The 24,781-nt window shown below is 41.7% G+C and carries 18 protein-coding genes, 2 tRNA genes and 1 rRNA gene; 12 read left to right on the top strand and 9 right to left on the bottom strand.

Features of this window, described 5'->3' with window-relative positions; translation table 11 throughout:
• Positions 1-36 precede the first annotated feature (36 nt).
• The 3 genes from AAC851_RS10035 to AAC851_RS10045 all read right to left on the bottom strand — a co-directional run bounded on the left by AAC851_RS10035 (position 37) and on the right by AAC851_RS10045 (position 2,706).
• The gene (locus AAC851_RS10035; protein WP_075316380.1) at positions 37-582 is read right to left on the bottom strand and encodes a glutathione peroxidase; all 546 of its coding nucleotides are present in this window, start codon (positions 580-582) and stop codon (positions 37-39) included.
• A 115-nt stretch (positions 583-697) separates the two neighbouring features.
• The gene (locus tag AAC851_RS10040; RefSeq protein WP_113997862.1) at positions 698-1,471 is read right to left on the bottom strand and encodes a helix-turn-helix transcriptional regulator; all 774 of its coding nucleotides are present in this window, start codon (positions 1,469-1,471) and stop codon (positions 698-700) included.
• A gap of 11 nt (positions 1,472-1,482) precedes the next feature.
• Entirely contained in the window at positions 1,483-2,706 is a 1,224-nt protein-coding gene (locus tag AAC851_RS10045) for an MFS transporter (protein WP_340600836.1), read from the bottom strand.
• A 146-nt stretch (positions 2,707-2,852) separates the two neighbouring features.
• Here AAC851_RS10045 and AAC851_RS10050 point away from each other — a divergent pair, with 146 nt between their 5' ends.
• Both AAC851_RS10050 and AAC851_RS10055 read left to right on the top strand, forming a co-directional pair.
• The gene (locus AAC851_RS10050) at positions 2,853-3,500 is read left to right on the top strand and encodes a TetR/AcrR family transcriptional regulator (RefSeq protein ID WP_075316377.1); all 648 of its coding nucleotides are present in this window, start codon (positions 2,853-2,855) and stop codon (positions 3,498-3,500) included.
• A gap of 102 nt (positions 3,501-3,602) precedes the next feature.
• The gene (locus tag AAC851_RS10055; RefSeq protein ID WP_075316376.1) at positions 3,603-4,523 is read left to right on the top strand and encodes a DMT family transporter; all 921 of its coding nucleotides are present in this window, start codon (positions 3,603-3,605) and stop codon (positions 4,521-4,523) included.
• Positions 4,524-4,897: 374 nt separating this feature from the next.
• Here AAC851_RS10055 and AAC851_RS10060 read toward each other — a convergent pair whose 3' ends face one another.
• Genes AAC851_RS10060 through AAC851_RS10070 form a run of 3 tightly spaced genes read right to left on the bottom strand, consistent with a single transcriptional unit; the run spans position 4,898 to position 7,798 of the window.
• Positions 4,898-5,467: a Sua5/YciO/YrdC/YwlC family protein gene (locus tag AAC851_RS10060; protein WP_005085670.1), complete on the bottom strand. Its 570-nt coding sequence runs from the start codon at positions 5,465-5,467 to the stop codon at positions 4,898-4,900.
• A gap of 37 nt (positions 5,468-5,504) precedes the next feature.
• Positions 5,505-6,635, bottom strand: coding sequence for a DNA-processing protein DprA (gene dprA, locus AAC851_RS10065; protein WP_075316375.1), 1,131 nt, complete (start codon positions 6,633-6,635; stop codon positions 5,505-5,507).
• An 11-nt stretch (positions 6,636-6,646) separates the two neighbouring features.
• On the bottom strand, positions 6,647-7,798 hold the full coding sequence (locus AAC851_RS10070) for a LysM peptidoglycan-binding domain-containing protein (RefSeq protein ID WP_005085668.1): 1,152 nt from the start codon (positions 7,796-7,798) through the stop codon (positions 6,647-6,649).
• 125 nt (positions 7,799-7,923) lie between these two features.
• Between AAC851_RS10070 and def the strand changes: the two genes are divergently transcribed.
• From def to AAC851_RS10085, 3 genes are all read left to right on the top strand, one after another.
• Entirely contained in the window at positions 7,924-8,454 is a 531-nt protein-coding gene (gene def, locus AAC851_RS10075) for a peptide deformylase (RefSeq protein WP_004637502.1), read from the top strand.
• Positions 8,455-8,474: 20 nt separating this feature from the next.
• Complete coding sequence (locus tag AAC851_RS10080) at positions 8,475-8,912, top strand: DUF2946 family protein (protein WP_004637503.1); 438 nt, start codon at positions 8,475-8,477, stop codon at positions 8,910-8,912.
• 73 nt (positions 8,913-8,985) lie between these two features.
• Positions 8,986-11,106, top strand: coding sequence for a TonB-dependent receptor domain-containing protein (locus AAC851_RS10085; RefSeq protein WP_340600837.1), 2,121 nt, complete (start codon positions 8,986-8,988; stop codon positions 11,104-11,106).
• Between the two features lie 44 nt (positions 11,107-11,150).
• Here the strand turns inward: AAC851_RS10085 and AAC851_RS10090 are convergent, their stop codons facing one another.
• Positions 11,151-11,909, bottom strand: coding sequence for a hypothetical protein (locus AAC851_RS10090; RefSeq protein ID WP_017394896.1), 759 nt, complete (start codon positions 11,907-11,909; stop codon positions 11,151-11,153).
• Between the two features lie 373 nt (positions 11,910-12,282).
• On the bottom strand, positions 12,283-15,774 hold the full coding sequence (locus tag AAC851_RS10095; protein ID WP_161984611.1) for a hybrid sensor histidine kinase/response regulator: 3,492 nt from the start codon (positions 15,772-15,774) through the stop codon (positions 12,283-12,285).
• Positions 15,775-15,960: 186 nt separating this feature from the next.
• Between AAC851_RS10095 and AAC851_RS10100 the strand changes: the two genes are divergently transcribed.
• Together AAC851_RS10100 and AAC851_RS10105 are read left to right on the top strand one after the other, a co-directional pair.
• The gene (locus AAC851_RS10100) at positions 15,961-16,293 is read left to right on the top strand and encodes a DUF485 domain-containing protein (protein WP_004637510.1); all 333 of its coding nucleotides are present in this window, start codon (positions 15,961-15,963) and stop codon (positions 16,291-16,293) included.
• A gap of 1 nt (position 16,294) precedes the next feature.
• Entirely contained in the window at positions 16,295-18,010 is a 1,716-nt protein-coding gene (locus AAC851_RS10105) for a cation acetate symporter (protein WP_075316372.1), read from the top strand.
• A 55-nt stretch (positions 18,011-18,065) separates the two neighbouring features.
• On the opposite strand, the gene AAC851_RS10110 is transcribed toward AAC851_RS10105, so the two are convergent.
• Positions 18,066-19,274: an oxygenase MpaB family protein gene (locus AAC851_RS10110; protein WP_075316371.1), complete on the bottom strand. Its 1,209-nt coding sequence runs from the start codon at positions 19,272-19,274 to the stop codon at positions 18,066-18,068.
• A gap of 85 nt (positions 19,275-19,359) precedes the next feature.
• Here AAC851_RS10110 and AAC851_RS10115 point away from each other — a divergent pair, with 85 nt between their 5' ends.
• The 5 genes from AAC851_RS10115 to AAC851_RS10135 all read left to right on the top strand — a co-directional run bounded on the left by AAC851_RS10115 (position 19,360) and on the right by AAC851_RS10135 (position 24,620).
• The gene (locus AAC851_RS10115) at positions 19,360-19,956 is read left to right on the top strand and encodes a TetR/AcrR family transcriptional regulator (protein WP_004637514.1); all 597 of its coding nucleotides are present in this window, start codon (positions 19,360-19,362) and stop codon (positions 19,954-19,956) included.
• Positions 19,957-20,233: 277 nt separating this feature from the next.
• Entirely contained in the window at positions 20,234-22,207 is a 1,974-nt protein-coding gene (locus tag AAC851_RS10120; RefSeq protein WP_005092474.1) for a BCCT family transporter, read from the top strand.
• Positions 22,208-22,730: 523 nt separating this feature from the next.
• A 16S ribosomal RNA gene (locus tag AAC851_RS10125) occupies positions 22,731-24,267 on the top strand.
• 164 nt (positions 24,268-24,431) lie between these two features.
• Positions 24,432-24,508: transfer RNA gene (locus AAC851_RS10130), tRNA-Ile, on the top strand.
• Positions 24,509-24,544: 36 nt separating this feature from the next.
• A tRNA-Ala gene (locus AAC851_RS10135) sits at positions 24,545-24,620 on the top strand.
• Positions 24,621-24,781 lie beyond the last annotated feature (161 nt).

Consider the following 24,781-nt stretch of genomic DNA (forward strand, 5'->3'; position numbering starts at 1 on the left):
GAAGAATAAGGCTATTCTTCTCAGTGATGATTAAACTTATTTCGCCAATTCAGCTTCAATCGCAGTCACAATGCGTTCATCATCTGCCGTGATATCAGGTGCAAAGCGTGCAACGATTTCACCATTTTTATTGACGAGAAATTTCTCAAAATTCCAAAGAACCTCTGGTGGGTTGTTCGGTGTTAAACCATAATCTACAAGATCTTTCCACCAAGGTCCTTCACCGATTCGTTCAGGAATCGCTTGGGTCAATGTTTGATAAAGTGGATGTTTATCATCACCGGCCACAGAAATCTTGGCGAAAAGTGGGAAATGTACATCATAATTGAGTGAACAGAATTGTTCGATTTCTTCATTTGAACCCGGTTCTTGTTCTAAGAAGTTATTGGCAGGGAAGCCGAGAATTTCCAAGCCTTGATCTTTTTTAGCTTGATATAGTTTTTCTAAACCTTCGTATTGAGGGGTCAATCCACATTTTGAGGCTACATTCACCAAGAGTAAAACTTTGCCTTTATATTGTTCTAAATCAATTTCTTGACCTTTAATGTCTTTAACTGGAATGTGATAAACCGATTGGCTCATGGAGGATGTCCTAATTTGTTGTTGTGAAATCACTTGTTTGTTTTAACTGCTAATCTTTTAGAGTGCAATGCTATTGATATGAATACATACAAAATATGCTGAAAAATGTATAACTTTAAAGCGTTGCATTTTTAAGTTGTATGGGGGTTTGTCCCGTGTAGCGTTTAAAAAACTCGATGAAACTTGAACTGTGATGATAGCCAAGTGCAAATGCCAATTGTTTAATGGTCATTCCTTCGCGAATTTGATTAATCGCAAAAATAATTTTTGCTCGATTGCGCCATTCTGAGAGTGTGAGTTGTAACTCTTGTTGACTCAGTCGCAATACATGTCGTTCGCTCACGTTAAAATGATGAAGAACTTGCTGTAAGCTCAAATGAAATAACTCAGGATCAGCAAGCTTTTCTAAAATTGGCGATAAAATAGGATGGTTGCTTTGAGGGAGATAATGTGAATACGTTGGTGCTTGTTTGAGTTGATCGAACAATACTTGGAGTAGATGTTCCAAATACTCTGGTGAATGGTTTTGCTTTTGTTGTTCTAAGATTTGAATGACCAATGCGCGGAAAAAAGGTTGGATACTGAAACAACGACAACTATTTCCTAAAAATTGCCCAAATTTAGGGTGTAGACGAATACAAATATAATGAATCTCATGCTCTACGGGCAGCGATTGATGTTCAGTACGCGGTGGTAACCACAGTCCATAGCTGGGTGGCGAAAGGTAATATTTCCCTTCAATATCAAACTCTAAAGTTCCATTGAGACTGAAGTTGAAGTCTCCCCAAAGTGAAGAGTGAGGGCTAACAACGTCATCTTTTTGATAAAGAAATTCATGCACTTCAATACCATGTAAAAAAGGAAATTGTTTAGCCAGATCATGCTTCATGGGGAATATCTCTATTCATTTTCACAGCTGAGTTGAGGATTATTTAAACCGCGTGCTAGCGTGAAAATCAAGACTAGAGAACAAAGTACCAGCGGAAGCATGGCAAAGAATAAAATGGTTCCATCAAAATGATCGACAATAATTCCACCAAACATACTGCCTAAGGCAATTAAAATGAGGAAGGTCAATGTCACCATTGGCATGCCTTTTTCTACCGATTCAGGTGCGTGGGTAAACATCCAGATATTCACTGCCGTTGGTACGATGCCATAAGCGAAGCCCCATAAAGCCGTCAACACCATGGCGGTCATAATATGTGCACCAAACATTGGCAGGCTTAGAAATGCCAAAAAGAATGCAAAGCCACTGACTGCAAAAGTATAGCGAATATTGATTTGCCCGAGATAACCCGCAAAGATATTGCCAAAAATCCCCGCAATTCCATATACCAAAAGTAAACGGCTAATCAGCCCATCAGAGAAATCAATTTGATGTTTAAAAAAGGCGGAAAAATAACTATAAACTGCGAAGTGTGCGAATCCCATAAAGATAAAAATAATCAGCCCTTTACGAGCAGCGGGATGTTGCACAAGAATTGGAAGTTCTTTCCAACGCAGCGAAGACGATGGTTTTAATTGAGGTAAATAGAGGTATTGGAAGATAAAAAGCAAGACTCCCATGAGTGATATGACGGTGAAAGAGGTACGCCAGCCATTATACTGTGCCAACCACGTGCCCATAGGTACACCGAGTACACTTGCTAAAGTTACCCCGAAAGCGACCCAAGCCGTTGCTTTGGCAATCGGTAAATGCGGCGGGGCTAAGCGACCACTGAGAGCAACTGCTGTTGCCCAAAAGCCACCAATCGCAATCCCTAAAATAATACGTCCAAACAGTAATAATACAAAGTTGGACGCAAAAGCTGTAATGAAATTGGCCAAAATCATGAGCAAGGTTAACAGTAGTAATAGTGTCCGGCGATCCAGTGTTTTGGCCGATATCGGGATCAATACTGCGGCAAACATTCCGACGATGGCCGTTAGCGAAACAGTTAAACCAGCTGTTCCAACGGACACTTGAAAATCTCGTGCGATCTCATTAAGCACGCCCACAGCAAGGAATTCGCCAGTGACCAGCGCGAAAGCACTTAAAGTAACAGAGAGCAGTGCAAACCAATTGCCTTGAGAACGGTTTGACTCAATGGGTCGTATATCAGTGGGAGATGATTGTTCCATAATAATTTCCTTTATTGTTAGATAGATAACAATAAAATTGAAAAAGATTGAATTTTTATAACGATCGTTAAAAAATAAAATAGTTGATAAAAGCGATGGCGTCAATTAATTTAATAGTGATCGTTATAAAAATATTTGTGATTGCCATGACCCATGCAGATGATTCTCTAATAACACCGAGTGACGACACGCTCAAAAAAAAGCGTGGACGTCCAAAGTGCTTTGATGAACAACAGGTTTTAGAAAAAGCAATGTTGTTGTTTTGGGAACATGGTTATGAAGCGACATCTGTCAGTGACTTAACACAAGCATTGGAGCTGACGGCACCAAGTTTATATAGTAGTTTTGGTGATAAAGCGGGGCTTTTCTATAAATGTATTGATTATTATTTGGCGCATGAGGCTTGTCCTATTGAAGCGATCTTCTTAGAAGCAAAGACTGCTAAAGTGGCATTCGAACTTTATCTTTATGAAAATGTACAACGTTTAGCACAGCCAGATAAACCAACAGGTTGTATGTTGGTGGTGGCGACCATTAACTGTTCGGATAATGCACAACAAATTCAGCATAATATTTTAGAAAAACGTTTAAAAACCAAGCAAAGACTACTAGAACGTCTGCAACAGGGGGTTGCCGAGGGTGACTTGGCAGCAACTGCACCCGTAACGGAAATGGCTGATTTCTATGCCACGGTGTTACAAGGCTTAACCATGCAAGCACGGGATGGTGCAACGGTCACCCAATTACATAAAGTGGTTGAGCATGCGATGCGGACATGGGAATTATTCGAATGATCGATGTCTAAAGCGCGATATAAATGTCTGATATACGATATTTCAATTATTTTGGACATCTCTCACAATATTTGCATGGTTGTAATAAGGTGAGACAAACTGATGGGTCGGTTATCTAAATATCAGAAATGGGCATTTGTATTGCCATTGATTGCGGTGTTGATTTGGTCGCTGAATATTGCAGTAACCCGCTATGTTGCTGATTATATTTCACCAGTGAGTATCAGTTTCTATCGCTGGTTGGTGGCATTTCTGATATTAACGCCGTTTATGTTACCTAAGATTTGGCAGCAACGCGCTTTGATTCGCCCTCTTATTCCAAAATTGGCGGTATTAAGTGCTTTTGGTATGGTGCTATATCAAGGTTTGTCCTACGCGGCAGCGCATTACACCACTGCCACCAATATGGGAATCGTCAATGCTTTCGTTCCTATCTTTACCATTTTTATCTCATATCTGATTTTAAAAGACCGCCCAAATCGATTTGCGATTTTAGGAAGTGTACTGTCATTTGCTGGATTGCTTTATGTTATGGGGCAAGGTCATATTTCCAGCTTATTTATGCAGGGCGGGCATTGGGGCGATGCTGTGATGGTACTTGCAGTTGGATTTTATGCTTTTTATGGTGTATTCCTTAAAAAGTGGCAGTTAAAGCTGCCGCTCATGACCAGTTTATATGTTCAAATCGGATTTGCATTGGTATACCACCTGCCATTTTTACTTTGGTTTGGGCTGGACTGGATCAATGCTGAAAATGCAGCAAGTATAATTTATGCAGGCGTCTTTCCATCCTTAATCGCGCCTTTGCTATGGATGTTGGCTGTTCAGGTCATTGGACCGAATCGAACCAGTATTTTTATGAATCTGATGCCAGTGTTTACAGCAATTATCGCGAGTTTTTGGTTAGCGGAAAGCTGGACAATTTATCATAGTATTGGTGGTTTGATGATCTTGGTTGGGATTATTCTGGCGCAGAAAAAAAGCCTAAAACTGCCATCTCGTGCGTTAGAATCGACAACATAAGATGTAAATAAAATGCGTGTTTGTATAAAAAATAGACAAACGCGCATTTTATTTGGTATGAAGACGATTCTTTCTATTTGATATTACAAGTATATTTTGAAGAACAGCTAAAATTATCATCAAAAAAAGCTCAATAAAAATAAAAATATAATTTTATTGAAAATCCAAAGGTGACAAAAATGGTATGCTTTTCACATTTTTTGTTAGGAGAATAATATATTTGTATAAATGAGATGATTCCGCCATAATAAACACCGAAGCAAATTGATACATTTTTTATTTGCTGACCGAATTTTCGAACCCTCTGGATGTGATTATACACATCCTTTTTATGCTCAGTTATCCCTATATAACTGAGCTTTTTTTTGCCTATTTTAGGCGCGAACAACTTCACCTGTTAACGCATTGAGAATCCGACTCGGTTCTTGACTCAAGCCTAAATTGCCTGCTAAGTAATGTAGGGAATGACCAAAGTAGTTATGTGCTTCTTCTAAGCTGCGAGCTGGTGCTAACCCAGCAGGATTAGCGCTGGTAGACACAACAAATCCACCAAAATGGTGACAAAGTTGGACACATAATGGATGTGTAGTGACGCGCACCGCGACTAAAGGGTGTTGTCCTTTGATCCATGTCGGAATATGTTGGTCTGCGGGTAATAGCCATGTCGTTGCGCGTTCTGTTTCAACACGATCTGACCAACTATTAATCACCTGATGCCGAATCGCGGGTTCAAGGTCTTGTAATAAATGCTCTACTTGCTCGATACAGCCTGCTAATAAAATGACACCTTTCTCAATTGGACGATGCTTGCATTCAAGGACATTTTGAAAAGCCTGTTCATTGAATGGATCACAACCTAGCCCCCAAACGGCTTCTGTGGGATAGGCGAGTACTTGTCCTTGTTTTAAAAGTTGAGCAGCATCAGCAACAGAGGAAGTAATCATGTTATGTATACGAAAAAAGGAGGAGACATCGCTTAGTTTAAAGCATTGGACGACAACGTAAATAGCGTCCGCCTTGTTGTGTACATAAACCTAATAGCTCAAGTTCCATGAGGTGTGAAGTAAGCTCAGCAATATTGCTTTGCTGTTGTTGTGTGAGTTGGTCTATGTCTTGTCCAACCCAGTCTAAACATTGATATAGACCAACCAAGTGTGAGGGAAGGTTTGGGGCCGCATTTGAGGATTTTTCTGAAGATTGCTGTTCAGATTGCCATTGAGTAGGTAAGGCTAAGTCCTCGATTACTTGCTCAGGATGATCGACTAAGATTGCACCTTCTCGAATGAGTTGGTGACAGCCTTGATGATGTTCACTATAGATATGCCCAGGAATCGCAAACACCATTTTTCCTTGGCTAGCCGCCTGATTGGCAGTAATAAGAGAACCACTTTTTATTGCAGCTTCAACCACAACAACACCAAGACTTAAGCCACTGACAATTCGATTACGACGAGGGAAATGTTGTTGTAAAGGCATAGTGGAGGGAAGGAACTCGGAGATGATAGCACCCGACTGTGCAATTTGCTGGGCTAGTTGTACATGTTGAGTTGGATAGACACGGTCTAATCCTGTTCCAACAACAGCAATGGTACGTTGATGAGCCAATCCACCTTGATGTGCAGCATGATCAATACCATGGGCTAGACCACTACTAATATAAAAACCTTTTTCACTTAAATAATACGCAAAATCATAAGCGACTTGGCGCCCATGAGGACTCGGTTTGCGGCTTCCTACCATCGCGATTTGTGGCTGTAATAAAGCGTGTGGATTCCCTTGTCCAAAAAGTATCGGTGGATGGTCTGAGTAAGGGAGCAGTTGTGTCGGATAGCCAATATCTTGGGGTGTTAAAATAAAATCACTATGTTGACAGATTAATTTTACTAACTGAGCAAATTGTTGTTGCCCGTCAGGTGTTTGAAATTCAGCTAAACGTTTTAAATGATTGGCATGTAAACCCAGTTGTTGCCATTCAGGGAAGCGCTCAGTTTGGGTGGCCTGTTCGCAATTGCCAAAATAGTCGACAATTTTTTGAAAGCTAGAAAGTGAATGTTGAACCAAATACCACACCAGCACGGTAGAGTAATGGTGTGGTAATAATTGGTTCAACATACGGCATCTACTTAGTTATCTAAACGAGGTGGTTTGATACTTGAGCCCATTTTTATTGGTAACTCACTTTCAAGCACATACGCATAGCTGATACGGTCAAAGCTCTTAAAGATCATCACACTACCTACATACTGTCCTGGTAATTTGACATTTTCTTTCGTTTTCGGATCTTTAACTGTTTCACCGTCTTGATAAGCATTAAATACTTGTCCGATTTCGATCCCATCAGCTGTACCACGATCGACGGTGACAACACCATTTTTAGCGGCTGTACCAATTGAACCCATGACACGAATGATTTTACCACCATCAGTGACTTGATTTGCATCGGTTGGGTAGAACAATGTTGGTAACATGGCATCTTGTTCAGGCATGACACGATCACCACGACGAACTTCACCGTTATAACTATCGGTTAACTCAACCGTGGTAATATCCTTTTCAGTGCTAATAGCAACACCTGAAGCAACTTGGGTCAATTCAACGCCAAGAATGTGCTTTTTACCATGTTCATCAAGGATGGTGTACGGTTCACCTTCACGGAATACGCCATAGCGTTGACCATTTTCAATGCCGTTACCGCGGACATAAACACGTTGACCTTTACCAGCGAGTACACGTTGATCGGCTGTACCTAAGATATAAGGTGTATGCGCAATTGCATCAGCTGGAAGAACCGAAGTACGCTCTAGCCATTGTTGAATGTGCGCCAGTGGAATAACTGGAATGCTATTGTTGAGTGCTTCGACACGCACCTGTGGGCGTAATGTTGAGGTGTTGCCTGTATAACGGCGAATAATACCCGCACAGCCATCTCCCTCATCTTTACCCACCAATGGTTTGCCATTCAAACTACAAAGCAATAAGCGATCGCCTGGATAGATCCAATGTGGGTTTTTAACGTGTTTATTGCTTGCCCAAATCTCAGGCCAACGCCAAGGCTTGCTTAAAAACTTACCTGAAATGTCCCAAAGCGTATCGCCTTTTTTGACCACATAAACGTGTGGTGCACCCACTTTTACTGAGGGTGGACTAACGTTCGGACTTGCAGCATGTGCAAGATTGACACTCATGCCTAGTCCTGCACATATTGCAGCGGCAATCAGTTGTTTTTTTAACCCCAAGGCATGAAATGATTGTATGCCGTTTAAAACCTTTTTCATTATCATAATTCCTAAAAATTATGTATGTAGTTGCGTTATAATAACGACTTTACACACAATTTTTTTTGATCAAGCATTCCCTTCAGTCGGTTTTCTGATCAACGGCATAAGTTGAGGATGTCAGTATGGCCTTATTACCTATTCTAAGTTTCCCTGATCCCCGCCTTCGTACCATTGCCAAGCCAGTCGAAGAAGTCACTGATGAGATTCGTCAGCTTGCAGCAGATATGCTTGAAACCATGTACGAGGCACCGGGTATAGGTTTAGCGGCAACTCAGGTTGATCATCATATTCAGCTTATTGTTATGGATCTCTCTGAAGAGAAAAACCAACCGATGGTGTTCATTAACCCCAAAGTCACTCCGCTGACTGAAGAAACGCAGCCTTATGAAGAAGGCTGTCTCTCTGTGCCTCAAATATACGATAAAGTTGAGCGTCCGTCACGCGTAAAAATCGAAGCAATTAACCTTGAAGGTCAAGCATTTGAGTTAGAAGCTGACGAACTTCTCGCTGTTTGTATCCAACATGAAATGGATCACTTAAATGGCAAACTTTTTGTTGATTATTTATCACCACTAAAACGCCAACGTGCGCGTGAAAAGGTGGAAAAAGTGGTTCGTCAACGTGAAAAAGAGAAAGTTGCAGTTAAACGCTAAACTGTAAAAATCATTTGAAGATGCTTTCTTTGTTTCGTTGTGGGTTATTGCTTGCGTTTACCGCGGTCTGTTTACAGATTGCGGTATTCTTGCAGCCATTACTGCCGAAGCAATATCAGATTGCACCGGTCTGTGAAACGATTACACAGGCGTTGCTACTACCGAAAGTCATAACAGCGCATAATCAACATGCGCAACACTCTTCGCATCATGGTCATCAGTTTGATCAGACTCAGGCATCGGTGTCACAGCACGATCACCACGATCCCAATCATCAATGCCAATATTGTACCGTTTATGCCAATTTGATCTTGCCACCTGAGCTTGGCGTCAAAGAGGTTTTAGTTCGGATTCAAATCCGTTTAGTTGCATATCAGCAAGCTTTTAAGCATGTTTATTTTGCACTACAACGATTGTTCTTATTGCCCCAAGGGCGGGCTCCACCTCTTTCAGCATAAATTAAAACTTTATTTTATTAGGGTTTGCATAACTCTAGCCCAGTTTTACTTATGTTTTTAAGAGAGACCAATCATGGCTCAACCTAAATTTTTATTACAACCGTTAACGGTTGCGATTCTTGCTGCCTCAAATACTGCGATGGTATGGGCAAATACTGAAGTTCAACCACAATCTCAAACGGCTCAAGTGATACTTACACCGATTGTCGTCACCGCACAACAACCCAATCAAAACAATGGTTTGGTGGTACAGGCCGATCCGAAGAAGCCCATCCAACCCGTACCAGCAACAGATGGGGCAGATTATTTACAAAGCATTATGGGTTTTAATGCGATTAAAAATGGCGGAACCAATGGTGATGTAACGTTCCGTGGAATGTTTGGTTCACGGATTAAAATGCTCGTTGATGGTAGTGAAAATCTAGGGGCATGTCCGAGTCGTATGGATGCCCCAACCTCTTATATTCAGCCTGAAAGCTTTGACAAAATTACCGTGATTAAAGGACCACAAACGGTACGGTATGCAACACCAGGTTCGGCTGCCACGGTGATTTTTGAGCGTCAACCAGAGAGTCTCAGCAAAGATCAGCCTTATCGTGGGCAGGCGAGTGTGGTGACAGGGTCATATGGACGTTTAGATCACAATGTCGAAGCCGCAATTGGGGATGAGACGAAATATGCACGTTTGAATGCCAATCGCTCTGTAGCCGACAACTATAAAGATGGTGATGATCAAACCGTTCATTCTAACTGGGAGCGTTGGAATGCTGATCTTGCCTTGGGTTGGAAACCAACTGAGGATTCGTGGTTGGAATTGCGCGCTGGTAAAGGTGATGGTGAAGCTGCTTATGCAGGGCGTAGTATGGATGGTTCGCAATTTAAACGAGAAAGCCTTGGTTTACATGCTGAACAAAAGAATCTAAATGAGGTGATTAAAAAGATCGAAGCCCAATTGGATTATAGTTATAACGATCACATCATGGATAATTTTAGCTTGCGAGATGTGCCAGCAGGTGGTATGCCTATGGCAATGGACGTCACTCGCCGTACGCTTAATGCGAGAGCAGCGATCACGACAGATTGGGATAAAATCAGTCTCGTTTCAGGACTTGATTCCCAGCACAATAAGCAAGCGGGCAATATGTACATGCGTGGTCAGTTACCACCAGCAATGGATGAGACTCTCAGCTTTCAAAGTTATGGTGCATTTACCGAAGCGACCATTCCTGTAAATGATAACAATAAAGTGATCACAGGTGCTCGTATTGACCATGTGGAAATTGAAAATCTAGCGAGCAATAAATCGCGTAAAAATACTGTACCTAGTGGTTTTATTCGTCTAGAAAATCTCATGCCTCAACATGATTTGAAAAGCTACATTGGTTTAGGGTATGTAGAACGTACGCCTGATTTTTGGGAAATTTATCGAACAGTATTACCATCGACAAACATGGGTATGGATGACATGAATGGTCATGGCGGTCATGGCGGTCATGGCGGTCATGGCGGTCATGGCAATATGCCAATGCCGAGTGTAACCAGAACGATGGATGACTTGGAATATCTAGACAATGAAAAAACTCTCCAACTTGATTTGGGTTATCAACTTGATCATGGGAAATACAATAGTTGGGCATCTGCTTATGTTGGTGTGATTAAAGACTTTATGTTAATTAGCTATGATGATCCTGATAAGAAGATGCTTACTCCAAAAATTCGTAATGTGAATGCAACGATTGCTGGGGTAGAAGCGGGTGTAGGTTACCAATTTAATGATCAGATCCAAGCGGATGTATCCACCATGTATGCTTGGGGAAAAAATACCTCTGATGATCGTGCCTTGCCACAAATTGCACCTTTAGAAGGACGTATTAATATTCGTTATGTTGAGGATAAGTATAGCTTGGGGTTATTGTGGCGTGTGGTCGCTAAGCAGAATCGTATCAGCCTAAATGAAGGGAATGTGGTGGGTTATGATATGAATGAAAGCAAGGCGTTTAATACATTAGCAGTGAACGGTAGTTATCAATTAACCAAGGCAATGGATGTTTCGGTTGGTATTGATAACCTTCTAGATAAAACTTATACCGAGCATCTTAATAAAGCAGGCGCTTCGATGTTTGGTTATGGTGCCAGTGAACAGTTCAATAATATTGGACGAAACTATTGGATGCGCATGAGCATGAAGTTCTAAGCAACAAAAAAACAAGGTGGATATTTCCACCTTGTTTTTAAAATCTAAGCCAAGCAATCTTGTTTTGGCATTAGGCTATCGCAGTACAACGGATTGAGAGCACATTGTAAGTCATCAATCTGTTCTTGAGTGACATACCCATTGGCTTTGAGATATTCGGCGACACGATCATCACGTAGACTTAAGAATGCAGCATCATACACCCCTAAATCAACAAATAAGGCTGCGGTTTCAAGACTATTAAAATGATCTAGGAATACATCATTTTCATACATCAAGAAAATATGCCCAAATTCAGCTGTGCTACGAATTTTTAAATGTTGTGCCAATTGTTCAGGGCGTGTTTTGATGAACAATAAATCTGAAAGCTCATCAAATTGAGTACGATCGAGTTGGTTAGCCCCTGCTTTGACATGACCCAGCCATGCTTTAAAGACGAGCACCGCACCGCCACGTAATAACATACTCCACATTTGATATCGTGTTTCTTCATCGAGATGTGCTGATTCAGTTTCTAATGTATTTAAAAACAATTCTTCCTGTTGAGCCAGCTTTTCAAACAGTCCAAGTCCCTGAGGCTGATATGCAGCAGGTGCAAATACATCAAAATTCAATTCATCAAAGACCTTTAAAGCCAAAGGAATTGCTGTTTGATAAAGCGTATCAAGTGCACGTATATGCGCGTCATCTAATTTATTTTGTACAAAAATCGCTTTCCAATCCAATTCTGGTAATAACGCATTGGCACTGTATTGGCGATAAAATTGCTGTGAACGAAGTTCTGTTGTGGGCTGCTGGTTCATGTTCAATGTCCTTTCTGATAATAATGATGAGAAACCCATGAAACATGAACCTAGGTTCCTCGTGATTCGCATAAATTTATGCGCTATTCAGAAAGCAAGCAGAATACGACTAAAGTCTTATGTGTTGATTTTTGCATTTAAAGTCTAATAAAAACAATAGGATGATAAATTGTAAATAAATATACAAATGTTCTGTAATGTAAGTGAACATTTTTGCCATAGTCAAAAAAGCTTTGAGCGTTTTGGTCACTTAATCATCAGCTAAATCCAATTGTTTTGATGCTTTCCGCCTATGTTGCAAAATATTTTGCTAGTTTGTGGAGAAATCCTCCTTTCGAAACATGAGTCATGTCAAATCAGTTCACACATTTGATTACATCGGCATAATTTTTAATCCTGATAACCATGCCCGTAAAGCAGCCGGTTTTAAGGGTTTTCGAAGTAGCACAATATTTTGCTCTTTGAGTCGTTGCGGTAATTCAGGATCTGAATCTGCGGTGATCAACGCAACTGGTACATGGGTAGGTCGATGTTGCTCAATAAAATCTAAGCCGAGTTGGTCATGGTTTAAATGCTGATCGATCAACCAGACTTGGATATCTTCTTGTTCAATCAATTTAAGCGCCTCAACTGGTTCGGTGGCAGTGAAAATTTGATAGCCCCATTTACCGAGCAGTGTGCGCATACCTTCTAGTATGTTTTCATCATTGTCTAAGCACAGTACCTTGTAAGCAGTATGCTGTAACGCCGTGTTTTGTGTCGGTGCGAGATGAGGTTTCTTGGCTTCGGCCAAAGGCACTTCGATCATGAAGCAGGAACCTTTGCCTAACTCAGAGTAAACATAGACTGGAAAATCCAATAAATGAGTCATGCGTTGGACAATTGCTAAGCCAAGCCCTAGTCCTTGCTCTCCCCAAGGTGAGGTATGTCCACAGCGTTCAAATTCTTGGAAAAGTTTGATTCGTTGTTGTTCATTAATGCCCGGACCTGTGTCCCATACACCAATCCGGATATGATGTGGACGCTGGGCTGAACGTAGAACACCGACCACGACACGACCTTGGGCAGTATAACGCAGTGCATTACTGACAAAGTTTTGGATAATACGTCGCATCCATTGTGGATCCGTATCGACCCAAAATTTTGTATCGTGGACATGGAGCTGAATCTTTCGTTGAGCGGCAATCGATTTAAATTGCAGTTCAAGATCGCTGAGTAAATCATGTAGTGCGTAGGCTTGACGTTTAGGCTGAATCGTTCCGCCTTCCAATCGAGCAATATCTAATAATGCAGACAACATACTCTCAGCTCCATATAAGGCGCGATCAAGTTGTTGCAGTGTTTGTTGGTCTTCGGCTGAATGTACGCTTTGTTCTAATGCAGTACTGAACAACCGTGCAGCATGCATAGGTTGTAATAAGTCATGGCTGGCTGCGGCAAGGAAGCGGCTTTTGGATTGATTGGCTTTATCGGCTTGCTCGAGTGCTAATTGCTGTTCTTTTAGTGCATCTGCAAGCTGCTGGGTTCGGTCATGCACACGTTCTTCGAGTACCGCTTCATTGGTACGGAAGGCTGTAATATCTGCAAAGGTGGTGACAAAACCACCGCCTTTAATTGGATTGCCTCGCATTTGAATGACACGCCCATCTTTACGAATTCGCTCAAACTCATGTGCACTTCCAACCTTCATCCAGTGAAGGCGTTTACGTACATGTTCTTCAACAGGACCAGGGCCACATTCACCACGTTCTGCGTTATAACGAATCAAATCGGCAATCGGGCAACCGACATAAACCAGATCTTTGGGGTAATCAAAAAGTTTTAAATATTGATTATTCCAAGCGACCAAACACATATTTTTATCGACCACGCTTACACCTTGTGTCATGTGATCAATCATGGTCATCAACAGGTTTTGATTAAAACGTTGCCATTGTGAGGCCTGATCCAAAATATTGGCCACTTGTCCCAAGGCCAAACCATTATTGATGAGTGCTGTGGTCAATAAAGTTCGTGCTGAGGCGGCCCCAATAATGCCAGCGAGATATTGTTCAGTGAACCGCCACCACATACCATTGGCGACATGATTTTCATTTAAAACAATGTGGTTTTGTTCGCAGAATTGTTGGAAGGCTTGGTTGGTTGGTCGCTCACCTGTAATTCGTTTGGCAAGTGCTAATAAGTCTCCAACTTTGAGTCGAGCTGCGTTTTGATGTAAGTCATTCAGATCTACAGTTGCATGTGTAGAAGCCACGGGTTTGGTTTCATAGTAAAAGAAGCTTTCAGCTTGAATTTGTTCGGCAATACTTGGGCGGTAAAGTCTTGAAATCCAGATATATAAAATGAGATTCAATCCTAAAGACCAAAGCACACCGTGTGTTAATGGCGCAAACGACTCAAAACCGAGTAGCGCTTCAGGACGGAGGCTATGAATGTTAAACGGCCCAAACAATAAGATATGTTGGGCAATGTTCTGATAATCTTCAGGCAGACTGCGTAATAGGGTCGGAAAAAGTAGAGTATAACTCCACATGAAAAAACCAACGATTAATCCGACATAGACGCCTTGGCGACTCGCACCACGCCAATATAATCCGCCGATGAGAGAAGGGGCGAACTGTGCTACGGCACTAAATGCTAAAAGACCAAATACTGAAAGTTGATTAATATCATTAAAGAAATTAAAAAATAAAAAGCCAAGTAACATCACACTGAGAATACTGATACGCCGTGTTAGCTTAAGCACTTTGGGGAGCTGAGGATCATGTCGAGAAATCACTTTGAAATGCCAAAGTGCAGGCATAAACAAATCGTTACTCAGCATGATGGAAAGTGCGACTGATGCAACCAGCAACATCCCTGTGGATGCGGAAAAACCACCCAAGAAAGCTAACAGAGCCAGCCAATCTTGTTGATAGCTGAGTGGTAATGCTAAAACAGCAATATCTGAGGTGCCCAATGATTCAGGAAGGGCATTTAAAGCCCAACTCGCAATAGGGATGATCGCGAGTGTTGTTAAAATTAAATAGATGGCAAACCAGAGTCGTGCGCCATGAATATGCTTTTCATCACGAAGTTCAACCACAGCAACATGAAATTGGCGTGGAAGGCAAATCATCGCAAGGGCAGCAAGTAAAGTTTGAACCCAGAAGGTTTCAGGTACGCCGAGTTGCTGTACATTATAAAAATGCTGCGATACATCATGGCTGACCTGTTTAATGTTTTCAGGTGACTGCAACAAGAAAAATCCAGCAACACAGAGTAAAGCAAACAATTTGACAAAAGATTCAAACGCGACGGCAAGCATGAGACCACCGTGTTGTTCGGTATTTGCAATATGACGTGTTCCGAAAATCATTGCCAAAATGGCTAACAGCGCTGTAAGCATCAAGACACTGTTGGTCGTGGTATGAATTTGTGAGTTGGGTTCTAAAATTACTGCCGCACTTAAGGCAATCGCATGGAGCTGAAGGGCGAGATAAGGTACGATCGCGATTACTGCCAATATCGTCACTAAGGCTGCCAAACGACCACTTTTGCCGTAGCGAGCAGCAATGAAATCAGCGATGGATGAAATGGAATGGTACTGTCGGATACGTCCTAAACGTTTCCAAATATCATAACCAAACCAAATAAATAATAAGGGCCCAAGATAAATGGGTAGAAACAGGATTCCATCACGGACAGCTGCACCTGTTGCCCCGTAAAATGTCCAAGATGAACAATATACCCCTAAGGTCAGGCTGAATAGCAGCATTCGACCACGCGCACTGAGGCGACTGGCGTGTTTTTCTCCAAAAAAAGCACAGCCAAATAACAGCGCAATATAAAGTGCGAGTATGCCAAGAATAAGCCAACTGTTCATATTGCTCACGTGATCAAATTCCATTTTTTATCATACCCGAAGCACGGGCTTGGAGATGCTTATCAATGCGTTTGTAGCGACCAAAGTCTAAGTTACGGCATCATCATAAACTTGCTAACTTGGATAGTGAAGAATCCCGTAGAGAAAAAGGGGTCCATGGTCGGACACAAAAATAAGGAGTTGGTTATGGATGATTCACAAGTAGATCAGATTCTACGAAATCCAAAATTTAAGGAAATGGTGAGAAGGAAAAGCATCTTAAGCTGGACGCTCACAGGAATTATGCTGTTTATCTATGTCGGTTTTATGCTTTTGGTCGGCTACAACAAAGAATTTTTAGGAAGCTCATTTAGCGGAGGAGTAACCACTGTAGGTATCCCCCTTGGTTTGAGCATCATCGTGTTGTCATTTTTATTATGTGGTGTCTATTCCTATATTGCCAATAATAAACTTGATCAATTAAACGAAGAAGCACTCAAGGAAGTTGAGGCGATTACGCATGAAAAAGGGATGCACTAAGATGAAAGGAATGTCATTTACAGCAAAACTTTTCGCGGTGATCAGTTTTTGTTGTTCAAGTATTGCATTTGCAGGACCTGATTTGGGCGCGGCAGAGCAACAAGCAACCAACTGGCATGCGATTATCATGTTCGCAATTTTTGTTGGTTTAACGCTATTCATTACCAAGTGGGCCGCAAAGCAAACTCAATCTGCTAAAGATTTCTATACTGCGGGTGGCGGTATTAGCGGTTTCCAAAATGGTTTGGCGATTGCTGGTGACTATATGTCTGCCGCATCGTTTTTGGGTATTTCTGCCATGGTCTTCATGTCAGGTTTCGATGGTCTCCTTTACTCACTCGGTTTTATGGTCGGTTGGCCCATCGTATTGTTCTTAATTGCCGAGCGTTTACGTAATTTAGGTAAATATAATTTATCAGATGTGGTGTCTTTCCGTCTGGAAGAGAAGCCTGTACGTACTCTTGCGGCAATGAGTTCATTGGTGGTGGTTGCATTTTATCTGATTGCACAAATGGTAGGTGCAGGTCAGTTAATTAAACTACTCTTTGGTCTGAACTATAATGTTGCGGTAGTGATTGTTGGCTTGCTGATGATGGCGTATGTCATGTTCGGTGGGATGTTGGCAACGACATGGGTACAGATCATTAAAGCAGTGATGTTACTAAGCGGTGCAACTTTCATGGCCTTTATGGTGATGAAAGGTGTTGGGTTCAGCTTTACCAATATGTTCAATCAAGCGATTGAAGCCTATGGTCAAGCGCATAACTTAAGCTGGAATGAAGCTTTAAGAATCATGAGTCCTGGTTCATTGACAGCAAATCCAATTGATGCTGTTTCACTTGGTCTTGCACTAATGTTTGGTACGGCTGGTTTACCACATATTTTAATGCGCTTCTTTACAGTTAAAGATGCGAAAGAAGCACGTAAATCTGTTGTGGTGGCCACAGGTTTCATTGGTTACTTCTACCTTTTAACCTTTATCATTGGTTTTGGTGCAATCTTATTCGTTGCCAACAATCCGCAATTCCTTGATCTTGCAAAAATGGCAGTCACTGGAAAGTTAGAGTTGATGGGTGGGAATAATATGGCTGCGGTGCATCTGAGTGATGCCGTCGGTGGCGATTTATTCATGGGCTTTATCTCAGCGGTTGCCTTTGCCACAATTTTAGCGGTGGTTGCTGGATTAACTCTGTCAGGTGCATCAGCGATTTCACATGATCTTTATGCAAACGTATTTAAAAAAGGGAAAACTACGCCTGCATCTGAGCTACGTATGTCAAAAATTGCAACTTTAGGTTTAGCTGTTTTTGCGATGGTACTTGGTATTTTATTCGAAAAACAAAACGTTGCATTCATGGTCGGTTTAGCATTCTCGGTTGCATGTTGTGCAAACTTCCCGATTTTAGTGTTATCTATGTTCTGGAAAGGGTTGACTACACGTGGCGCAGTTATCGGTGGTTTAGTAGGCTTGATTGGTGCGGTCAGCCTCATCATTCTTTCTAAAGCTGTTTGGGTTGATACGTTGGGTATTTCTGACACTGCACCAAACCCATTCAACGGTCCAGCATTATTTGCGATGCCACTCTCATTCTTCTGCTGCTGGTTCTTCTCTGTAACGGATAAGTCAGCACGTGCTGAAAAAGAGCGTAAAGCATTTGATGCACAGTATGTTCGTTCAATGACTGGGGTGGGTGCTACAGGTGCATCTGATCACTAATCAACATGTTGATATAAAGATAGAGCCCTCAATTGATTGAGGGCTTTTTCAATGGTTATTGATGCATACTGGCAAGTTGTTGTGATTGCTTTCGATATAACGACAGCCCCGTTTTCTGTAGTTGTCGTCCATTTCGTTCAAGAAATTGGTTGATTGGCGCAATATATTTGGCACTGGTATAGAGGGTGAGATTACGAAGTATCAGATAGTAAGCAAACCATGACGCAGACTGAGCATCTAAACCAAGAGATTTCATTTTCTTGCGACCAATAAAAAACTGGGTAATTTCTAAATGTTGTTTATAGGCGAGTTTCTGTTGAAAAGTACGTAAATAACGGTATTGACGTTCAAAAGGTTCTTTGGAAAGGCTAGATCCCAGTGAAATACTGCTCGCATCAGATTTCGGATGGGCAAACTGCATCCAATAAATGAGTTTCCAACCATCACGTTCTTGATCAACCAGCCATTTCTCTTCAATTCCCATTAACCAGCCTGCATATTTCCAAAAATGTAAAAAACTATCGACTTCCTGTTTATTTGGGAAAATACCGAGAGCGCGGATACCAATTAAAACCACGCCACTAAATGCAATATTGGTCATTGCTTGGTCATATTGATTGATTGGAAGACCCCATGTTTCAGCATCCCATTTTTCTGATTTTCTCAGTTGATGGCGAACCAGAGCGTGAATGAAACGAACGTAGATCGTTGAGGTAAAACCTTTACCAAAACGTGTAAAGCCATCTGGTTCAGTGATATCCACCCACCATTTCGTGGTTTCAGCAAGACGAGTGCCAGCTTGTTTTTTTAATGCACCTGTCAAAATCAATGGCTGATTAAATCCAGGATACATGTAGCCTGTCATTAATGATAAATCTCTTAAAATCAAACCATTATTGATACCTAGTCGATAGGTAAATTTGATTGCAGCGTCAATTTTATGTTGCTCATACCAAACTGGTTTTTGTTCAACCAAATGAAAAAAATCAGTAAGCTCTGGAATGTTATGGGGGAGTTTATCGAGTCCTTCATAAAGTGCGGTTTCAAAATACTTACGGTGTAGTTTGGGGTTTTGCAACATCCACTGCATCACTTGATCCATTGGCTCGTCACCACTTTGTAATGCTGTATTGAGTGCCAGATATTCGTCATAATTTGGCTGTATGTCTTGGTTAACTAAATAACTTAATACTTTGCTGGTGATACTGGATTGGACCATTTTTTCATAGGAAGCCAAACGCTTAGGTTTATTTAGATTTAGCATTGCATCACGCCTCAGATTATTATCTAATCAAAGCTTAATACGAATAAATATTCGCATTCAATTCGCATTTAAATCGAGGCTGTACATGAGAAAACGCCCACAGCAACAACGTGCCAAAATGATTGTGGAAAGCATTTTAGAGGGTGCTCAAAAATGCATTGCTGAGCATGGGGTGCTACAGGTCACCACGCCTAAAATTTCTGAAAAATCAGGTGTTGGTGTTGGCTCGATTTATCAATACTTCGAAAATAAAGAGCAAATTATTGCCGAGTTGCTATTACGTAAAAGTGAAAATTTGGGGCAGGCTTTAAAACAGTTAGTGGTCTTGCAAGAGCAAGCTTCTATTCAAGACATCATCACATTAAGCATTGCCTTTGGTTTCGAAACATTAAAGTCTGATCAAGGCTTTTTTATTGAGATTTTAAAAAATTGGCATGCCTATAGTGAGTCTGAAGCAGCTCAGGTTTTGGAACAACATTTTCTAGAAATAGGGATGTATTTGTTTGGGCGATATTATCCCCAGTGGGACTTTGAAACCTTAAAGCATAAATCTTTTGTGATTATCAATAGTACTTTATTTACCATGATGCGTTATGCCAGTAAAAATACATTTTTAATTGAAGAACAAAGACTTCAACAAGAATTAGCGAAAATGATTATTGCCTTTTTAACGACGGATTAAATGCCACATTGTGATTATCAACGCACAGCAATGTGTAGTGTATTGGTGAGCAAAGTGGTTGATGATTAGGTGTTCAGTACATTCTTTGTTACCCTAAAAAATAACCGACATAGTGGTTTTTTATTGGAAAGTTATCATTTCTGTACCCACAGCTTTGATAATTCCTTTTATAAACTCTGATGAGTTTTTTTATAGTTTAGACGTTTTTAATTATTCACTTTCCGTCTTCTAGTGTGCCGAAGCGACGCAATAGCTATTAGAATAGTATGGAGAAAATATGCATTCCAAAACATCATCTTGGTTGTCCAACGTCAACCGAAATGTTTTCTTTAGCACGGTATTGATTATTTCCGTATTCCTTTCGTTTGCAATCTTTACCCCTGGTATTTTTGAGAGTTTATCTGCCCAAGCAAAACAATGGATTACCGATTCTTTTAGTTGGTTCTATATTTTATGTGTGGCGATTTTTCTTGTTCTTTTGGTTTATATCGCCTGTTCTGCGAGTGGCAATATTAAACTAGGCCCAGATCATAGTCAGCCAGACTATAGTAAGGGTTCATGGTTTGCGATGCTGTTTACTGCAGGTATGGGCGTCGGACTGATGTTCTTTGGTGTGGCTGAACCGGTCATGCATTATGTAACCCCACCAAATAGTGATCCTGAAACAGTGCAAGCAGCCAAAGAGGCATTGAGAATTACTTTCTTCCACTGGGGGGTACATGCATGGGCTGTTTATGCGTTGGTAGGTTTATCACTGGCATATTTTGCTTACCGTCATAATTTACCGCTTAAAACACGTTCTGCCTTATATCCGATTATTGGTAAACGTATTTATGGGCGTTGGGGAGATGCAATTGATACCTTTGCGACCGTTGGTACGATTTTTGGTGTTGCGACTTCATTAGGTTTTGGTGTGTTACAGGTCAATGCAGGCTTAAACTATTTGTTTGGTCTTGATCAAAGCACATCTACACAGATTATGCTGATTATTTTTGTCAGTATTTTGGCAGCTTTATCTGTATTTGCAGGTCTAGAAAAGGGGGTGAAACGCTTATCTGAGCTGAACTTAATCCTTGCCGTCGTTTTGGTTACCTTTGTTTTTTTAGTTGGACCGACATTACATCTATTACGTACTACGGTTGAAAATACTGGACAGTACCTTTCAAATCTATTTGTGATGACCTTTAATCTTCAGGCTTATGAGTCAACAGGTTGGATTGGTGGTTGGACCGTATTTTATTGGTCTTGGTGGATTGCTTGGTCTCCATTTGTAGGGATGTTTATTGCTCGCGTATCCCGTGGACGTACCATTCGAGAGTTCATTCTTGGGGTTATTCTTATTCCAACAGGCTTCACGATTGTATGGATGGGATTTTGGGGGAATGCCGCACTGTTTAGCATCATGCAAGAAAACAATATTGCTTTGATGCAAATGGTACAAGAAGATTCATCAGTTGCTCTTTTTGAGTTTTTAAATCATTTGCCGCTTTCTGGTGTCATGAGCTTATTGGCTGCGATACTAGTTCTACTCTTCTTCGTGACCTCAGCCGATTCAGGTGCATTAGTGGTGAACTATTTAACTGCCAAAAATGAGGAAACGCCTGCATGGCAAAGAGTATTTTGGGTGGTGCTGATTGCAACACTGACGATCTGTTTATTGTTGGTTGGTGGTTTATCAACTTTGCAGGCATCAATGTTAGTCAGTGCGCTGCCATTTGCGTTGATCATGTTGCTGATGAGCTGGGGTTTATTAAAAGCATTAAATCTTGATGCGACCAAAGCCAAAATGTTGACTGAGGCACGAACAACACCGAGAGCGATGAACAATCCGCGCAGTTGGCAGCAACGTTTAGGTTTGATCATGCATTACCCGCATACTGAAGAAGAGGTCAAGCAATATATTGCGACACAAGTAAGAAAAGCGTTTGAGGCTGTACAAGCTGAATTTAAACGCCGTAAATTACAAGTCAGTATTGATGAAACTGAACAAGGTTTACGCTTACGTGTGGATCACCATCAGGAAATTAATTTTGAATATACGGTTTTTTCACATCAAACCACGCCACCTAGTTTTATGTTGGGGCAAAGTGAGGCTGAGGATGAAGACCGAGAATACTTTCAAGCTGAAGTATTTCTACGAGAAGGTGGTCAAAATTATGATGTGATGGACTGGACACAAGAAGATTTGATCCAAGACATTATTGATCAATATGAGCGGCACTTATATTTCCTCAATGTGGTCCGTAGTTAAGCCTAATCGATCAATCAAAATAAAAAAGATGTCCAATACGGGCATCTTTTTTCATTCAGAACGATAAAAAGTGCATATTTTCGCGGATAAAATAGACAAACCCACCTTTTTTGTAGAAAAAAGAAGCATGCAAAAGGAAATAATAAGAAAAGGGGTTGTGTTGGGTTGTGAATGCTGTAGAATGCACATCCATCGGCGGTGATGCAGATAAAAACTTGTTGATAAACAAGGATTTGGCTTTAGTGGTTAGATTTTTGGATTGGTTGATAAGTTTTAAAAATATCTAAATTACCTGTTGACTTTTAAGAGATTAAGAGTAATATAGCCGACCTAGCTTGATGATGACGAATCATCGAGAAGATCATTAAGAGAATAGAAGAACAACTTGTGTGGATTTTTACTGGTTAATCGATTGAAAATATTTCATTGATTGAATGGTAGAAATTACTCGAAGTTTATTTGAGAAATTAATGTCAGAAAATTGATGAGTCAAGATTTGTAGCCATAAGCTACTAATGATTTTAAACTGAAGAGTTTGATCATGGCTCAGATTGAACGCTGGCGGCAGGCTTAACACATGCAAGTCGAGCGGGGAAGTGTAGCTTGCTACATTACCTAGCGGCGGACGGGTGAGTAATGCTTAGGAATCTGCCTATTAGTGGGGGACAACATTCCGAAAGGAATGCTAATACCGCATACGTCCTACGGGAGAAAGCAGGGGATCTTCGGACCTTGCGCTAATAGATGAGCCTAAGTCGGATTAGCTAGTTGGTGGGGTAAAGGCCTACCAAGGCGACGATCTGTAGCGGGTCTGAGAGGATGATCCGCCACACTGGGACTGAGACACGGCCCAGACTCCTACGGGAGGCAGCAGTGGGGAATATTGGACAATGGGCGGAAGCCTGATCCAGCCATGCCGCGTGTGTGAAGAAGGCCTTATGGTTGTAAAGCACTTTAAGCGAGGAGGAGGCTACTCTAGTTAATACCTAGAGATAGTGGACGTTACTCGCAGAATAAGCACCGGCTAACTCTGTGCCAGCAGCCGCGGTAATACAGAGGGTGCGAGCGTTAATCGGATTTACTGGGCGTAAAGCGTGCGTAGGCGGCTGATTAAGTCGGATGTGAAATCCCTGAGCTTAACTTAGGAATTGCATTCGATACTGGTCAGCTAGAGTATGGGAGAGGATGGTAGAATTCCAGGTGTAGCGGTGAAATGCGTAGAGATCTGGAGGAATACCGATGGCGAAGGCAGCCATCTGGCCTAATACTGACGCTGAGGTACGAAAGCATGGGGAGCAAACAGGATTAGATACCCTGGTAGTCCATGCCGTAAACGATGTCTACTAGCCGTTGGGGCCTTTGAGGCTTTAGTGGCGCAGCTAACGCGATAAGTAGACCGCCTGGGGAGTACGGTCGCAAGACTAAAACTCAAATGAATTGACGGGGGCCCGCACAAGCGGTGGAGCATGTGGTTTAATTCGATGCAACGCGAAGAACCTTACCTGGTCTTGACATAGTAAGAACTTTCCAGAGATGGATTGGTGCCTTCGGGAACTTACATACAGGTGCTGCATGGCTGTCGTCAGCTCGTGTCGTGAGATGTTGGGTTAAGTCCCGCAACGAGCGCAACCCTTTTCCTTACTTGCCAGCATTTCGGATGGGAACTTTAAGGATACTGCCAGTGACAAACTGGAGGAAGGCGGGGACGACGTCAAGTCATCATGGCCCTTACGACCAGGGCTACACACGTGCTACAATGGTCGGTACAAAGGGTTGCTACCTAGCGATAGGATGCTAATCTCAAAAAGCCGATCGTAGTCCGGATTGGAGTCTGCAACTCGACTCCATGAAGTCGGAATCGCTAGTAATCGCGGATCAGAATGCCGCGGTGAATACGTTCCCGGGCCTTGTACACACCGCCCGTCACACCATGGGAGTTTGTTGCACCAGAAGTAGGTAGTCTAACCGCAAGGAGGACGCTTACCACGGTGTGGCCGATGACTGGGGTGAAGTCGTAACAAGGTAGCCGTAGGGGAACCTGCGGCTGGATCACCTCCTTAACGAAAGATTGATGGCCGGTAAGAATCCACAACAAGTTGTTCTTCGAGATATGTCTTTAAAGATTTAGAGTTAAGCCTTTAAGAAAAAACGAGACTCAAACACTACGCACAGCGGAGCTGTTTGTCTTGCAAAACTTTTAAAGCGTTGCTTTAAAACTTTCTCAGGGTCTGTAGCTCAGTTGGTTAGAGCACACGCTTGATAAGCGTGGGGTCACAAGTTCAAGTCTTGTCAGACCCACCAAATCTGAAAGATATGTCGTTCATTATGATTAAAGCTGGGGACTTAGCTTAGTTGGTAGAGCGCCTGCTTTGCACGCAGGAGGTCAGGAGTTCGACTCTCCTAGTCTCCACCACGTACTTTACGGAGTACGGGCTAAAGATTACAGAACTTAGTAAGTTAAACGCTTATTAACTTCTGTGATTTATCACAGTTTACTGCAAGCTGACGAGGCTGTAGTTAATCATTAACAGATTAGTAGAATTGAGTCTGAAATAAATTGTTCACTCAATTCAT

The organism is Acinetobacter sp. HZNU-JH01 (assembly GCF_037996845.1).
Classification (GTDB): Bacteria; Pseudomonadota; Gammaproteobacteria; order Pseudomonadales; family Moraxellaceae; genus Acinetobacter; species Acinetobacter haemolyticus.

What these genes read in the sequence shown, in the direction of transcription:
- AAC851_RS10035 (WP_075316380.1), bottom strand. Translation starts at nt 582, where the DNA reads ATGAGCCAATCGGTTTATCACATTCCAGTTAAAGACATTAAAGGTCAA.
- AAC851_RS10040 (WP_113997862.1), bottom strand. Translation starts at nt 1,471, where the DNA reads ATGAAGCATGATCTGGCTAAACAATTTCCTTTTTTACATGGTATTGAA.
- AAC851_RS10045 (WP_340600836.1), bottom strand. Translation starts at nt 2,706, where the DNA reads ATGGAACAATCATCTCCCACTGATATACGACCCATTGAGTCAAACCGT.
- AAC851_RS10050 (WP_075316377.1), top strand. Translation starts at nt 2,853, where the DNA reads ATGACCCATGCAGATGATTCTCTAATAACACCGAGTGACGACACGCTC.
- AAC851_RS10055 (WP_075316376.1), top strand. Translation starts at nt 3,603, where the DNA reads ATGGGTCGGTTATCTAAATATCAGAAATGGGCATTTGTATTGCCATTG.
- AAC851_RS10060 (WP_005085670.1), bottom strand. Translation starts at nt 5,467, where the DNA reads ATGATTACTTCCTCTGTTGCTGATGCTGCTCAACTTTTAAAACAAGGA.
- dprA (WP_075316375.1), bottom strand. Translation starts at nt 6,635, where the DNA reads ATGTTGAACCAATTATTACCACACCATTACTCTACCGTGCTGGTGTGG.
- AAC851_RS10070 (WP_005085668.1), bottom strand. Translation starts at nt 7,798, where the DNA reads ATGAAAAAGGTTTTAAACGGCATACAATCATTTCATGCCTTGGGGTTA.
- def (WP_004637502.1), top strand. Translation starts at nt 7,924, where the DNA reads ATGGCCTTATTACCTATTCTAAGTTTCCCTGATCCCCGCCTTCGTACC.
- AAC851_RS10080 (WP_004637503.1), top strand. Translation starts at nt 8,475, where the DNA reads ATGCTTTCTTTGTTTCGTTGTGGGTTATTGCTTGCGTTTACCGCGGTC.
- AAC851_RS10085 (WP_340600837.1), top strand. Translation starts at nt 8,986, where the DNA reads ATGGCTCAACCTAAATTTTTATTACAACCGTTAACGGTTGCGATTCTT.
- AAC851_RS10090 (WP_017394896.1), bottom strand. Translation starts at nt 11,909, where the DNA reads ATGAACCAGCAGCCCACAACAGAACTTCGTTCACAGCAATTTTATCGC.
- AAC851_RS10095 (WP_161984611.1), bottom strand. Translation starts at nt 15,774, where the DNA reads ATGAACAGTTGGCTTATTCTTGGCATACTCGCACTTTATATTGCGCTG.
- AAC851_RS10100 (WP_004637510.1), top strand. Translation starts at nt 15,961, where the DNA reads ATGGATGATTCACAAGTAGATCAGATTCTACGAAATCCAAAATTTAAG.
- AAC851_RS10105 (WP_075316372.1), top strand. Translation starts at nt 16,295, where the DNA reads ATGAAAGGAATGTCATTTACAGCAAAACTTTTCGCGGTGATCAGTTTT.
- AAC851_RS10110 (WP_075316371.1), bottom strand. Translation starts at nt 19,274, where the DNA reads ATGCTAAATCTAAATAAACCTAAGCGTTTGGCTTCCTATGAAAAAATG.
- AAC851_RS10115 (WP_004637514.1), top strand. Translation starts at nt 19,360, where the DNA reads ATGAGAAAACGCCCACAGCAACAACGTGCCAAAATGATTGTGGAAAGC.
- AAC851_RS10120 (WP_005092474.1), top strand. Translation starts at nt 20,234, where the DNA reads ATGCATTCCAAAACATCATCTTGGTTGTCCAACGTCAACCGAAATGTT.